The following is a 13,247-nucleotide window of genomic DNA, read 5'->3' as shown; positions in this document are numbered from 1 at the left end:
TTCTTAAGTAGGGTGGTACCGCGACGAAATTCGTCCCTTCATTTTTATAATGAAGGGGCTTTTTTATTTTTCATCAAAACGAAGAGGAGTATGTCACATGAATGAATTATTGTCTGATTTAAAATTTAGAGGTCTGGTCAGCCAGATTACAGATGAAACAGGTCTTGAGGAACTGTTGAATAAGGAATCCATTAGATTATACTCGGGATTTGATCCAACAGCGGATAGTCTTCACATTGGCCATATGCTGCCTATTTTGACGCTGAAAAGATTTCAGCAGGCTGGCCACCATCCCATTGCACTGGTTGGGGGCGGAACAGGGTTAATCGGTGATCCGAGCGGTAAAAAGGCAGAGCGTACGCTGAATACTGAGGATATTGTCCAGCTCTGGTCTGATCGGATCAAAGAACAGCTCTCAAGGTTTCTGGATTTTAAAGCAGAAGCAAATCCGGCTGTCATTGCCAACAACTTTGACTGGCTTGGAAAAATGGATGTTATTGCTTTCTTGAGGGATGTAGGAAAATACTTTGGTGTGAACTACATGCTTGCTAAAGATTCTGTTAAAACGCGGATTGAATCCGGCATCTCATTCACAGAGTTCAGCTACATGATTCTGCAGTCATACGATTTTCTTAACCTGTACCAAAACAAAGGCTGTAAGCTTCAAATCGGTGGAAGCGATCAGTGGGGGAATATTACCGCAGGCCTGGAGCTGATCCGTAAAACGGAAGAAGAAGCTAAAGCATTCGGGCTGACGATTCCGCTCGTAACAAAGGCAGATGGCACGAAATTCGGAAAAACCGAGGGAGGAGCTGTTTGGCTGGATCGCGAAAAAACATCTCCATACGAGTTCTACCAGTTCTGGATCAACGCAGATGATCGTGATGTAGTAAAATACCTGAAGTACTTTACATTCCTTTCTCATGAAGAAATCAACGCGCTTGAAAAAGAAGTTCAAGAAGCTCCTGAAAAACGAGCAGCTCATAAGCGTCTGGCAGAAGAAGTAACCGCAATGGTTCATGGACAAGAAGCTCTTGACCAGGCGATTCGCATTTCCCAAGCGCTATTTAGCGGGGAAATCAAAGCGCTCAGCGGAGAAGAAATCAAACAAGGATTCAAAGACGTTCCGTCCCATCAGGCAAGCAGCAAAGAGATCAGCCTGATCGACCTGCTTATTGAAGCTGGTATCGCTCCTTCAAAAAGACAGGCGAGAGAAGACATTACAAACGGGGCCGTTTACGTGAATGGCGAGCGCAAGCAGGAATTGGATTATGCACTGCATGCAGATGACCGGATCGATGACGAATTTACAATTATCAGACGCGGGAAAAAGAAGTATACGATGGTACAGTTTTAATCGGTTGGAAAAAAGCGCCCATAGTTTTGGGCGCTTTTTTTCAGTTTTTGCGGGGGCCTTGCACTGACCCCCGCTCTGCTAAAGCACTAAACCTCCGTCCCCGTTAGTAGAAAGCCGTTGGGGGATAAGGGTTCGTCCGCTTCTTGCTCATTCCCCCAACGCTTTACTTTACTGAGGGTCAGTGCTGTGCACTGACCCCCGCTCTACTAAAGCACTAAACCTCCGTCCCCGTTAGTAGAAAGCCGTTGCGGGATAAGGGTTCGTCCGCTTCTTGCCCGTTCCCCCAGCGCGTTGCTGCACTGGGGGTCAGTGCAAACAATTAACCAAAACAAAAAAACCGCCGAACAAAAGTTCAGCGGTTTTTTCTTCAAATCGATTAACGAGAGTAGAACTCAACGATAAGAGATTCGTTAATTTCAGCTGGAAGCTCAGAACGCTCAGGAAGACGAGTGTAAGTTCCTTCAAGCTTGTCAGCATCAAAAGTCAAGTATTCTGGAACGAAGCTGTTTACTTCTAGAGCTTCTTTCACGATATCAAGGTTGCGGGATTTTTCGCGCAAAGTGATAACTTGACCAGTTTTAACTTGGAAAGATGGAATGTCAACGCGGCCGTTGTCAACCATGATGTGACCGTGGTTTACCAATTGGCGTGCTTGGCGGCGTGTGCGCGCAAGACCAAGACGGTAAACAACGTTGTCAAGGCGGGATTCAAGCAAAGCCATGAAGCTTTCACCAAGGATCCCTTTCATTTTTCCAGCTTTAACGAACGTGTTGCGGAACTGGCGCTCGTTTACTCCGTACATGTGACGAAGTTTTTGTTTTTCTTGCAATTGAAGACCGTACTCAGAAAGTTTTTTACGTTGTCCAGGACCGTGTTGTCCAGGAGCGTAAGGGCGTTTTTCTAATTCTTTACCTGTACCGCTTAGAGAGATTCCAAGACGGCGGGATAGTTTCCAGCTAGGGCCAGTATAACGAGACATTATATGACTCCTCCTTGTGTTTTTATTTTGTATAAAATAAAAACCAGACCGAACCTTACATGTATGACCATTATGTTTTCATGCATCCTCGCTCCAGCAGCAGGGAGTTACTCGATGCACCTCGTGTCAGGCACGGGAACAAAATGGGGACATCTATGCGATTCTGAGGCTGCAATATTTTACACAACAAAGAACATTATATGACGTAGTGGCGATGATGTCAACTGTGCGTTTATTTGATAGGCTGACAGGGAAAGTTAATCTATGGAAAGAGCTAGTTTTATGATATAATAAAATCATTAAAATTTACTTAATTTGGAATTTAACGGGTGGTCCAAACATGCAAGAAATCATCAGCAAGGCTGCATCACTGAACGGCCGTTTTTTTGCCTATTTATATAATGAAAGAACAGATCATTCCATTGAGAAGGCGTCAAGGTGGCTAGCCTCTGAATTGAAATCTGTATTTAATGCTGACCAAGCAGCAATTTACTGCTATTATTCTGCAAATGTTCCATTGCTGCCCTATTTTACGGCGAGCACTTCATCCTTTCAATCCCCTGTTTCTTCTACAGAGGAAGACCGGGATGAATTGTTTGAGAATGGCTTTTCCAAAAAGACTGACCAATGCAGGATGCTGATCGGTGATCCTCAGAAAGAATGGTTTGCGGTCCTTGAGATGATTGGAGCTGAATTGACAGGTACCGATGATCTTAATGAAGTAAGCCATGCATGCAGCCAGTTTCTTTTTTATTGCAGAGAGATTGAAACGAGTGTGTTGAATTCAAGAAAGCATACTCATCTTTATGAGCTGACTGAGCGGTTCCATTCCTCAATGGATAAGGATCAGGTTCTTTTTGAACTTATTGAAGCCCTTCAAAGCATGTATTCTTCCTACATTTTCTATTTATTTCTTTCACATGACAATGACAGCAGACTTGAACTGCCGACAAAGGATTTATATTTCGATGAAAAAGGTTCTACGGACTGTGCGATGGAAGCTTTTTTAACGGGGACCATTAAAATGGACAGAGCCTCCTCTGAAAATATCCATGTATTCGTTCCTCTCAAAGGGAGGCAGGGAATATACGGAGTGCTCGAGGTCATCTCTGACAAAATAAGTCCTCTCAAGGAATCGGAAATTAAGTTTATTATGATGCTGGCGAATGCGGCTGGAAACGCGATGGAGAATGCCCAGCTTTATCAGCAGTCTAAAAAAGTGATAGAGGATCTGAGGCTAATCAATGAAACATCTCATCAGCTAAATAAAAACATGCCGCTTAAAGATACGATGAAATTTCTTTCAGAACGGATTATCCATTCCTTTAATGCACAGGAAGCAGGTTTCTTTTACAAAGATTCGTCCGGAAGCTACCAGCTTTTGCCCGGCAGTACAGGCTTCTTTATTACTCCCGAAGCAGAGTCTTATCTTTCCTTCGTAAGGACAAAGATTATTAATGAGAAGGAAGGAATTTTCATAGGGAACCTTTCTGCTCAAAACATACCAGGGCTTTACAAATGCCTGATGGCCGTTCCGATGATGGAGAATGAGCAGGTCAGAGGTTTTGCTATTGCTGTACATGAAACGCCATACCATTTTACATTTGAAACTTTTAAGCTTCTTCAATCGCTGATTCACCATTCCACACTTGCCCTGACAAATTCAATGCTGCGCGAAGAACTGGAGGCACTTGTTAAGACGGATAACCTGACAAAGCTGTTTTCGAGAAACTATTTAAATGAACGGATCCGGCAATCAATGAGTCAGGAAAGAAATGGGGTCTTCCTGTTAATAGACATTGATAATTTCAAAAACATCAATGACACCTATGGTCATCAGACAGGCGATGAGGTTCTTATTCAAGTAGGAAACATTATTAAAAGCAATGTGAGAGAGCATGATGTTGGAGCAAGATGGGGCGGAGAAGAACTCGCAATTTACCTGCCGCAGGTGGAAATCGAGTCTGGTATTGCGGTTGCGAACCGCCTTGTGGAACGGGTAAGAGAAATTACGTCTCCTTCCATTACTGTATCCTGCGGAATTTCCTGGTGGGAAGCGGACCGGGAGGATACACCTAAACAGCTGTTCTTAAGAGCAGACAGGGCTCTTTACAAAGCGAAAAGCAATGGCAAAGATCAAGTGGTCATTCAGGCGGATTCTGATAAATAATAGGCTATGTTAAAGCATGAGGTTGATTTTTTTACACCTGTTGATTGGAGCGAACGCCTGCAGCGCCAATCAAGAGCCAAGTATAACAGAAATAAAAAAAGCGCCCGGACATAAATCCAGGCGCTTTTTTCAGCTGGCTGTATTACCTCATCCTCCGCTCCAATTAGCATGGACAGGTATTATTTATAGAACCTAATTAAACAAGAGCTCATTTGTTAAATAAACGGCAGCAGTGCTTCTGCAAAAAGTTCAATATATTCTTTGTCCAGCTCATTAAACCGGTTTTTAACAGGGCTGTCGATATCGAGGACACCAATGACTTCTCCGTTTTTTACTAAAGGTACGACGATTTCAGAATTGGTTGCTCCATCACAGGCGATGTGGCCGGGAAATTGATGTACGTCTTCAACGAGCTGGGTTTCACCAGACGCCGCGGCCGTTCCGCAGACCCCTTTGCCAACAGGAATTCTCACACAAGCGGGCAGTCCCTGAAATGGGCCGAGAACGAGTTCTCCTTCTTTCATTAAATAAAAGCCGACCCAATTAACCTCTGTAAGAAACTGGTTCAGCAATGCGGAAGCGTTAGACAGATTGGCAATCTGGTCCGGTTCCCCTTCGAGAAGAGCCTTCAGCTGTTTTATAACAAGCTCGTAATTTTCTTTCGTGTTATTTGAGTATTTTTCGACATGAAACATGATTTATCTCCCTCTTTCATTCAAATATAACGAACGGGATCTTCTGCAAAAGGAACTTTGTCGAGAAGATCATAAAGGATTCCCCCTTCTTCTATGGAAAGAAGTAGGAAAGAATACAAGGGGTGAGCCGGATGAAACAGGAAACCTTTAATCTGACAAAGGAAAAAATCATTCAATCAGCTATTTCTCTGTTTAATACGAATGGCTTCACTGGTACTTCCGTCAGGGCAATTGCCAAGAAAGCAGGCGTCAATGTTGCTCATATTTCGTATTATTTCAACGGCAAAACCGGATTGATGGAATATCTTGTTTCCGATTTTTACGAAGGATATTTAAATGCCATGGACGGGGCCATTCTGGCTGATCTTGATAAAAGTCCGGTGAGCAGGCTGACCCGTTTAGTTTTTAACATTTTAAGCTATCAGCATGAACGGCGTCAATTAACCCGGTTTGTATATCGGGAAATTACATTGGATACGATGCTGATCAGAGAAGTGATGAGTACGTATATGCTGAAAGAAAAGTTTTTACTGGCTTCATTGCTGGAAGAGGGTATGGGTGACGGAAGCCTGAATAAAATACCGATTGGCCATTTCATTGTCCAGCTGAAAGGGATGCTGACAATGCCTTTCCTTCAGCCCCAGTATATTGCGGAAGTTCTTTACCTTCAGCCGCATGAAGATTACTTTGTTAAGCAGTATTTCCATGAGCTTGAAAGCTGGATGATTTCATTGCTTACTCCGAAGAAAGAGGCAATCCTGTAATCAATCTTTCAAAGGCTTGATAATCTGCTCCCGTATCTTCAGCCATATGGGCATCTGAACCGTACAAAAGCGGAATGCCCTTTTCGATGGCAAGCCTTGCCGCACTGTCATATGGATAGGGATTTTGGCAATGTTTTTTTCTCAAGCCCGCCGTATTGTAATCAAGCTCATAGCCCCCCGCTTTTATTAAATCAAGCAGGCTGCTGATTCGTTCCAAGTCCTGACAGGGTGCAGGGAACAGCAGCTGGAATTTATGAGCGAGTGTGATATGGCCGATTCGTTTAGGCTTCCAGCTGCCCAAATCGGAAAGAATGGATTTTTCAACTGTCCGGTAATAAAGATTATAGGTATCCTCAACAGAGCCTGCCGCCTGGCATATCTCGGCAAAACCCTCTTCACTGTAGTCCAAGCAGTAGTAGTTTCCGTTATTCAGCAGAAAATGAACGGAAAGAATGGAATCGTCCATTATTTCTCCATAATTGTTCAGGAATTTGGATGTGGCTGCTTCAAATCCCTCGATATAATCTATTTCAAACCCCAGATTAATTCTAATTTCCTTCGAGTAAGCTTTTTTAATTTCCAGAATGGAATGGATGTAGAGTTCAAGCTGTTCCATTGGCAAAGCGCTGTCCTTCTCAGGTACAGGATCGGAAAATCCTTCAGGAAGCGGAGCGTGTTCAGTGAATGAAATCTCTTTAAACCCAAGCTCAATAGCTCTTTCGGCATAGCTTTTAAGACTGTCCGGGGAGCCGTGAGGGCAAAAAGGAGTATGGACATGACCGTCTATTTTTATCAAATTCTTTTCCCCCTTGGTATAAAGCAGGATAATAGCATGTAAAAAATTAAAAAAACTGGTCAAAAAATATCGTTAACATGGTATCATAAAAACATTGAAATAACATAACTTTTGCAAGTGTTATACATAGAATGTGCATGTGACAAATGAAGGGTATGGAACGAGTCAGTAGATTCTAACATGACAGCGGCAAACCGTTTTTTTTTCAATGAGAAAAGTCTGTGTACTGACACAGCATTATTATAAACAATTCTTGAAACTGATAAAGCAGCGGACCAGCCGTCTCATGATTCTTTTTCCGGCGTGCGGTTTTGAACGCTTGAGCAGACGTAAGCCGCAAGCAGCTCATGGGGCTATCAGAGCTTGTGCTTTTCTTATATACAGCAAGGGGGCCCATTATGGAAGTCGTTATTGGTTTACTGGCTGCACTCGTTATCTTTTTCGCAGTCGGTTATTTTATCAGGAAAAATATATACCGGGAAGTCGACCGGCTTGAAGCGAGAAAAATTGAAATTATGAACCGGTCGCTCGCAGACGAGATGTCCAGAGTAAAAGAACTAAAAATGACTGGACAAGCGGAAGAGTTATTTGAAAAATGGAGACAGGAATGGGATGAAATCATTACGTCCCAGCTTCCTGAAGTAGAAGAACTGCTATTCGATGCAGAAGACCATGCGGACAAGTACCGATTCAAGAAATCAAAAGAGGTACTCGCCCATATTGAGAGGATGCTTGAGGCAGCCGATCAGAACATTGAACAGATCATCGAAGAAATCTATGAGCTTGTAACGAGCGAAGAGAGAAACAGCATTGAAATTGAAGATGTAAAAGAGAAATTTAAAAAAGCGAAAAAGACTCTGCTTGCCCACAGTCATACGTTTGGAAGAGCGCATGCAAAGCTCGAGACAGCGCTTTATGAAGTGTATGAAGAACTAAAGCGGTTTGAAGCAGAGACAGACGCAGGCAATTATTTGGCTGCTAGAGAAATCCTTACAAAACAGAATGTTATTTTGGATGAGCTATGCGCCAAAATAGAGCTCATCCCTGCCATGCTTGCAGACTGTCAGAGTGCAATACCGAACCAGCTGGCTGAAATTTCGGATGGATACAAGGAAATGGCAGAACAGGGATATTTTCTTGAACATATTCAAATTCAAAGTGAAGCGGAGCGGATATCCGGGACGCTCATCATTTTCCAGGAAAAGATTTGCGAACTTGAATTGGACGGAATCAGCGAAAGTCTCCAAGAGATCCATGAATCGATTGAGACGATGTATGATCTTCTTGAAAAGGAAGTGCACGCCCACCACTTTGTGTTATCTGAAACAGTGAAGACAGAGGGAGCACTTCATGAATTAACAGCTGCTAAGCTTATTTCAAAGGAAGAAACGGACACGGTAAAGAAAAGCTATCATCTAAGCGAAGAGGAAACATCCAGACTGCGCAGCATTGATAAACAAGTAGCGGCGCTTCAAAAGCGCTTCCATCACATTCAGGATAAAATGGCGAGTGAAAAAATTGCTTATTCCCTTCTGAAAGAAGAACTGCTGGAGCTTGAAAAACAAACATCTGAAGTTCGCAAAGACCATAACGAGTACCGGGAGATGCTTCATGCCCTTCGAAAAGAAGAGCTGCTGGCACGCGAGCAGTTAACAGAGGCAAGGCGTTTGCTTAATGAATCTGCAAGATCGATCAGCAAGAGCAATGTGCCTGGTTTGCCAGCTGCTTACTCCGACCTGTTAAAAGAGGCTCAGAGAACAATCGCTTATGTATCTGAGAAGCTGGATGAAATTCCGCTGGATATGGTAGCGGTCAATATCCTGCTTGAAGATGCCGTCTCTGCTTCTGCTAAAGTGCATCAGCAAACAGAAGATATGATTGAACAAGTATATTATGTTGAAAGGATTATCCAGTATGGGAACCGGTTCAGAAGCCGGAATGAAAGGCTTTCAAAAGATCTGCATGAAGCAGAGAATCTCTTCCGGCATTATGAATATGAAAGCTCATTAAAGAAGGCGGCAACGGCTATTGAACATGTAGAACCGGGTTCCTTTGAAAAAATTGGAACGCTTGTTGAAGAAGATTTAGAAGAATTGAAAAACAAATAGAGACGGAAAAAAGGACAGATCCATTGGATCTGTCCTTTTTTAATGACTCTCTTTTGTTTTAAGATTTGGCCTGCGGATTAGAGCAATTACATATCCGATAAGGGCACCGATTATAGCGGGTACAACCCATCCGATGCCTTTTGAGAATAATGGAACAAAGGCATCGAAAAGCTCATAGAGAGAACCCAATTGTATTTTTGCTGCTTTTAAACCGTCGGCGATACTGATGATTCCTGTTAAGAACAGGCTAACAGCGTATACTTCCGGAGCCCTGTTAAAGATCTTGTCAATGAGTGACAGCAAAATCAGAACGATCGCAAGCGGATAAATCGCTGTCAGAAGAGGTACCGAAAATGCAATGAGCTGTGTTAGGCCAAAGTTCGCTATTACTGTAGAGAAAATGGTCAGTATGAGAATAATAACACTGTACGAAACCTTTGGTAGAATTTTCGAAAAATATTGCCCGCAAGCTGATACAAGTCCAACGCTGGTTGTTAGACATGCAAATGTAATCGCAAGTGTGAGGACAATGTTTCCTAATGAACCAAAGAGGACATTGGCTGATTTGGATAATATGAGTCCTCCATTGCTTTGAAGCCCGACGGCGTCGACGCTTGTTGCTCCCATGTAGGCAAGAGAAAGATAAACCAGTGCCAATCCGGCAGCTGCAATGAGGCCTGACTGTATGCAAACCTTTGTAATGGATTTGCTGTTCGTTATTCCCTTGTCCCGAACAGCGTTAATGACAACTATCCCGAATACGAGGGCGGCAAGTGTGTCCATCGTTAAGTAACCCTCTAAAAATCCTTTGAAAAATGGACTATCCTGATAAGCAGGCTGCGGGGCTTTTGCAGCTCCCATCGGCGTAGCAAATGTTTTAATGGCAAGCAATGCGAGAATTGCCAGCAAAGCAGGGGTTAAGAGCTTTCCAATTCTGTCTACAAGCTTGCTTGGATTTAGTGAAAGCCAGTACGTTACACCGAAAAATAGCAGGGTGTAAATGAATAAGGACATTCCGTTTTTAGCCATCCCCTCTGGAAGAAATGGTGTAACGCCTATTTCATAGGCGACGGTTCCTGTTCTCGGAATGCCGAATAGCGGACCAATTGCTAAATAGAGAACAATGGTAAAGACGATCCCGAAAATGGGATGAATCCGGCTCCCTAATGTTTGGACATCAGAGCCTGTTAAACCAATCGCAATCACTCCAAGCAATGGCAGCCCCACACCTGTTATAAGGAATCCGGCTATGGCAATCCATACGTTTGTGCCTGCTGCCTGTCCTAGCGACGGGGGGAAAATCATGTTTCCGCCTCCGAAAAATAAGGCAAACAGCATGAGTCCAACGACAAACGTTTCTTTAGTTGATAAACCTTGTTTCATGATAAGCCTCCTGACTCTGACAATACATACCGGTAAGATATTACCACAGCTTTATGAAAAATGTCGAATTGTTCAACTGTTTTAATTTTAATTATATTCAAAAAATTTAACCCGTCAACGGATAGATTTCTCCATTTCAATATTCCGGCCTATATGATAACATATTACGATGTGTGCATTTATCCATGGAGGAATGAAAATGCTATATTTAGACAACAGTGCCACAACAAAACCATATCCAGAGGTTCTGGCATCCTATATACAAGTCACCAATGATTTTTTCGGCAACCCTTCATCTCTTCATAAAATGGGGAGCATGGCTGAAAATCTTATGAGGCAGGCACGAAAGCAGACAGCGAATCTCCTTGGCGCTGAAGAAGATGAAATCGTGTTTACCTCAGGAGGAACGGAAGCCAATAATCTTGCCATTAAAGGTACGGCTTTTATGAAAAAGCATAGAGGCAAGCATATTATTGTATCTGCTGTTGAGCATCCATCTGTAATGGAAGCCTGTTTGCAGCTGGAAAAGGATTTCGGCTTTGATTTGACAATCCTTGCCGTTAATGAAGAAGGAAGAGTCAGCCCCTCGCAATTAGAAAACGAAATAAGGGAAGATACGATTTTAGTATCTGTCATGCACGTTAATAATGAAGTAGGAACCATCCAGCCAATTGAAGAAATTGGAGCGTTACTTGAAGAGTATCCTAACATTTCATTCCATACGGACCATGTTCAGGGAGCGGCAAAGATTCCGCTGGATCTGAAAGGGGCAGGTATTGATTTATGTTCCCTTTCAGCCCATAAGTTCCATGGTCTCAAAGGTACTGGAATTTTATATGTAAGAAAAGGCATCCGTCTAACACCGCTTCTTTCGGGAGGCGAACAGGAAAATCACTATCGGTCCGGTACGGAAAACGTACCCGGAATCGCGGCAGCCGCAAAAGCGCTTCGAATGGCTAAGGAGGACTATGCGCGGTTTGGAAAGGCTCTTGAAGAAACGAAAATGCAGATTATGAAAAGGCTGAGCACAATGGAAGGTGTTGTACTGAATACCACTAAAGGTCATTCAGCCCCGCACATCATTCACTTCTCTGTTCCAGGGGTTAAATCTGAAGTTCTCGTTCATAGGCTGGAGGAGAGCGGGATTTACGTATCGACCACATCTGCCTGTTCTTCTAAAAAGAGTTTACCGAGCAAAACCCTTCTGGCGATGGGCAAAAGCAAGGAAGAAGCTGAAAGCGGAATTAGAATCAGCCTGGATATCCATACAGACCGTTCGCAGCTGGAAAGCATGTTTACAGCTCTCGAGCAGGCCATTAAGCATATTATGAAAATGAAGAGGTAGAATGATGCGATTTGAACATATACTCGTGCGGTTCGGGGAGATTTCCACTAAAGGGAAAAACCGCAGCAAATTTGTTGAAAGACTTAGAAGAAATATAAAAGAAGTATTAAAAGACTTTCCTGCTATCCGATTTCAGTCAAACCGGGACCGGATCTACATTCAGTTAAACGGGGAGCCTCATCAGGAAATTTCGAAAAGACTGACAGGCATTTTTGGTATTCATTCTTTTAGCCTTGCAGCGAAGTGCGAGAGTGATGTTGAAGAAATTAAAAAGACAGCTTTGGAAGCTATCAATTCTGTATACCAGCCCGGTGACACCTTTAAGATCAGTGCAAGGAGAGCGGATAAGACCTTTGCTGTGCCATCTGACCAGATGAACGGCATTCTTGGAGGACATATTCTTTCAAATACTGAAGAGCTCACCGTAAATGTACGGAAGCCCGATCATGAGATTAAAGTAGAAGTTCGTACAGAAGGAACATACATTATGTTTCAGGATACGTTCGGTCCGGGAGGCCTGCCTGCGGGAATCAGCGGGAAAGCGATGCTTATGCTTTCAGGAGGATTGGATAGCCCTGTTGCTGCTTATATGACGATGAAAAAAGGGGTTGAATTGGAGGCTGTCCATTTTTTCAGTCCCCCTTATACAAGTGAAAGAGCGAAACAAAAAGTCATTGACCTCGTCGAACAGCTTTCCAATTATGGAGGGAAAATGAAGCTTCATATCGTTCCTTTCACAGCGATTCAGGAACAGATTCAACAGCAGGTGCCTGAAAACTATACGATGACTTCTACAAGAAGAATGATGCTGCGAATTACGGATCAGCTCCGGATTAAAAATGGAGGGCTTGCAATTGTTACAGGTGAGAGCTTAGGACAAGTGGCAAGCCAAACGCTTGAAAGTCTGTTTGCTATTAATGATGTAACAGCGACACCGGTCATCAGACCGCTCGTTTCATTTGATAAACCGGAAATTATCAAGATTGCTAAAGAGATCGGGACACACGATATTTCCATTCGTCCATATGAAGATTGCTGTACAATATTTACTCCGGCAGCGCCAAAAACGAGACCGAAGCTTGATAAAGCCAACAGATACGAAAGTTTTGTAGACTTTGACAGCTTGACACAGGAAGCGGTCGATCACACCGTAACCATTGATTTTACGGATAAAACGGATGCGGCAGACAAAAGTTTGGACAGTCTGCTCTGAACCTTTAAATCAGGGAAATTGTTAGTAACAATTACCAGAAAGATTTGAAGAATGAAGACATGTGTTATTACACACTCTATATTCACAAGGAGGTGAGAACACATGGCACAAAGCAGACAAAACCAACTAGTAGTTCCAGGCGCACAACAAGCGATCGACCAAATGAAATACGAAATCGCTTCTGAATTCGGTGTAAACCTTGGAGCAGAAACTACTGCACGCGCTAACGGATCTGTAGGTGGAGAGATCACTAAGCGTCTAGTTTCTTACGCACAATCAAACTTGGGCGGCGGTTACAAAAAATAATAAATAAAACATGGCTACAGGAGCAGGGGCAACCCTGCTCTATTTTTTTTGAATTCTGAAATGTATTCAGCCCCTAAAGAACAGCATCCCCTATTAGCGCTGAATAAATTGTTATTATTCAAAAATTTATA

The 13,247-nt window shown here is 43.1% G+C and carries 11 protein-coding genes and 1 other annotated feature (1 of these 12 running past the window's edge); of the genes, 7 read left to right on the top strand and 4 right to left on the bottom strand.

The window, feature by feature from the left end; genetic code table 11:
- Positions 1-41: a binding site (T-box leader), on the top strand (it extends 184 nt beyond the left edge of the window).
- A 56-nt stretch (positions 42-97) separates the two neighbouring features.
- Positions 98-1,357, top strand: coding sequence for a tyrosine--tRNA ligase (gene tyrS / locus AS29_RS03905; protein WP_035409500.1), 1,260 nt, complete (start codon positions 98-100; stop codon positions 1,355-1,357).
- Between the two features lie 376 nt (positions 1,358-1,733).
- Here tyrS and rpsD read toward each other — a convergent pair whose 3' ends face one another.
- Entirely contained in the window at positions 1,734-2,336 is a 603-nt protein-coding gene (gene rpsD / locus AS29_RS03900) for a 30S ribosomal protein S4 (RefSeq protein ID WP_035409497.1), read from the bottom strand.
- 340 nt (positions 2,337-2,676) lie between these two features.
- Between rpsD and AS29_RS03895 the strand changes: the two genes are divergently transcribed.
- Positions 2,677-4,506 (top strand): sensor domain-containing diguanylate cyclase, encoded by a 1,830-nt coding sequence (locus AS29_RS03895; RefSeq protein WP_066098951.1) that lies wholly within the window; start codon positions 2,677-2,679, stop codon positions 4,504-4,506.
- 215 nt (positions 4,507-4,721) lie between these two features.
- On the opposite strand, the gene AS29_RS03890 is transcribed toward AS29_RS03895, so the two are convergent.
- A complete protein-coding gene (locus tag AS29_RS03890) occupies positions 4,722-5,201 on the bottom strand; it encodes a GAF domain-containing protein (RefSeq protein WP_035409495.1) in 480 nt (159 codons plus the stop codon).
- A gap of 131 nt (positions 5,202-5,332) precedes the next feature.
- On the opposite strand from AS29_RS03890, the gene refZ reads away from it, so the two are divergent.
- Entirely contained in the window at positions 5,333-5,965 is a 633-nt protein-coding gene (gene refZ / locus AS29_RS03885) for a forespore capture DNA-binding protein RefZ (protein WP_035409494.1), read from the top strand.
- On the opposite strand, the gene hisJ is transcribed toward refZ, so the two are convergent.
- Positions 5,937-6,758 (bottom strand): histidinol-phosphatase HisJ, encoded by an 822-nt coding sequence (gene hisJ, locus AS29_RS03880; RefSeq protein ID WP_197491574.1) that lies wholly within the window; start codon positions 6,756-6,758, stop codon positions 5,937-5,939. The two genes, refZ and hisJ, sit on opposite strands and share 29 nt — an antisense overlap.
- Positions 6,759-7,159: 401 nt before the next feature.
- On the opposite strand from hisJ, the gene ezrA reads away from it, so the two are divergent.
- Positions 7,160-8,869 carry a septation ring formation regulator EzrA gene (gene ezrA, locus AS29_RS03875; RefSeq protein ID WP_035409490.1) on the top strand — a complete coding sequence of 570 codons (1,710 nt, stop codon included), beginning with the start codon at positions 7,160-7,162 and terminating at the stop codon, positions 8,867-8,869.
- Positions 8,870-8,908: 39 nt separating this feature from the next.
- Here ezrA and brnQ read toward each other — a convergent pair whose 3' ends face one another.
- A complete protein-coding gene (brnQ, locus tag AS29_RS03870) occupies positions 8,909-10,252 on the bottom strand; it encodes a branched-chain amino acid transport system II carrier protein (RefSeq protein WP_035409488.1) in 1,344 nt (447 codons plus the stop codon).
- 199 nt (positions 10,253-10,451) lie between these two features.
- On the opposite strand from brnQ, the gene AS29_RS03865 reads away from it, so the two are divergent.
- The 3 genes from AS29_RS03865 to AS29_RS03855 all read left to right on the top strand — a co-directional run bounded on the left by AS29_RS03865 (position 10,452) and on the right by AS29_RS03855 (position 13,116).
- Complete coding sequence (locus AS29_RS03865) at positions 10,452-11,597, top strand: cysteine desulfurase family protein (protein WP_035409486.1); 1,146 nt, start codon at positions 10,452-10,454, stop codon at positions 11,595-11,597.
- Between the two features lie 4 nt (positions 11,598-11,601).
- Positions 11,602-12,810 (top strand): tRNA uracil 4-sulfurtransferase ThiI, encoded by a 1,209-nt coding sequence (gene thiI, locus AS29_RS03860; protein WP_035409484.1) that lies wholly within the window; start codon positions 11,602-11,604, stop codon positions 12,808-12,810.
- A 102-nt stretch (positions 12,811-12,912) separates the two neighbouring features.
- Positions 12,913-13,116 carry an alpha/beta-type small acid-soluble spore protein gene (locus tag AS29_RS03855; protein ID WP_035409483.1) on the top strand — a complete coding sequence of 68 codons (204 nt, stop codon included), beginning with the start codon at positions 12,913-12,915 and terminating at the stop codon, positions 13,114-13,116.
- Positions 13,117-13,247: the final 131 nt, after the last annotated feature.

This window comes from Bacillus sp. SJS, from assembly GCF_000732485.2.
Lineage (GTDB): Bacteria > Bacillota > Bacilli > Bacillales > Bacillaceae > Metabacillus_B > Metabacillus_B sediminis.
This window is presented reverse-complemented; position numbering and strand designations above follow the sequence as displayed.

Bases quoted from the DNA above. Each gene is read 5' to 3' on its own strand.
- tyrS (WP_035409500.1), top strand. From the start codon at position 98: ATGAATGAATTATTGTCTGATTTAAAATTTAGAGGTCTGGTCAGCCAG.
- rpsD (WP_035409497.1), bottom strand. From the start codon at position 2,336: ATGTCTCGTTATACTGGCCCTAGCTGGAAACTATCCCGCCGTCTTGGA.
- AS29_RS03895 (WP_066098951.1), top strand. From the start codon at position 2,677: ATGCAAGAAATCATCAGCAAGGCTGCATCACTGAACGGCCGTTTTTTT.
- AS29_RS03890 (WP_035409495.1), bottom strand. From the start codon at position 5,201: ATGTTTCATGTCGAAAAATACTCAAATAACACGAAAGAAAATTACGAG.
- refZ (WP_035409494.1), top strand. From the start codon at position 5,333: ATGAAACAGGAAACCTTTAATCTGACAAAGGAAAAAATCATTCAATCA.
- ezrA (WP_035409490.1), top strand. From the start codon at position 7,160: ATGGAAGTCGTTATTGGTTTACTGGCTGCACTCGTTATCTTTTTCGCA.
- brnQ (WP_035409488.1), bottom strand. From the start codon at position 10,252: ATGAAACAAGGTTTATCAACTAAAGAAACGTTTGTCGTTGGACTCATG.
- AS29_RS03865 (WP_035409486.1), top strand. From the start codon at position 10,452: ATGCTATATTTAGACAACAGTGCCACAACAAAACCATATCCAGAGGTT.
- thiI (WP_035409484.1), top strand. From the start codon at position 11,602: ATGCGATTTGAACATATACTCGTGCGGTTCGGGGAGATTTCCACTAAA.
- AS29_RS03855 (WP_035409483.1), top strand. From the start codon at position 12,913: ATGGCACAAAGCAGACAAAACCAACTAGTAGTTCCAGGCGCACAACAA.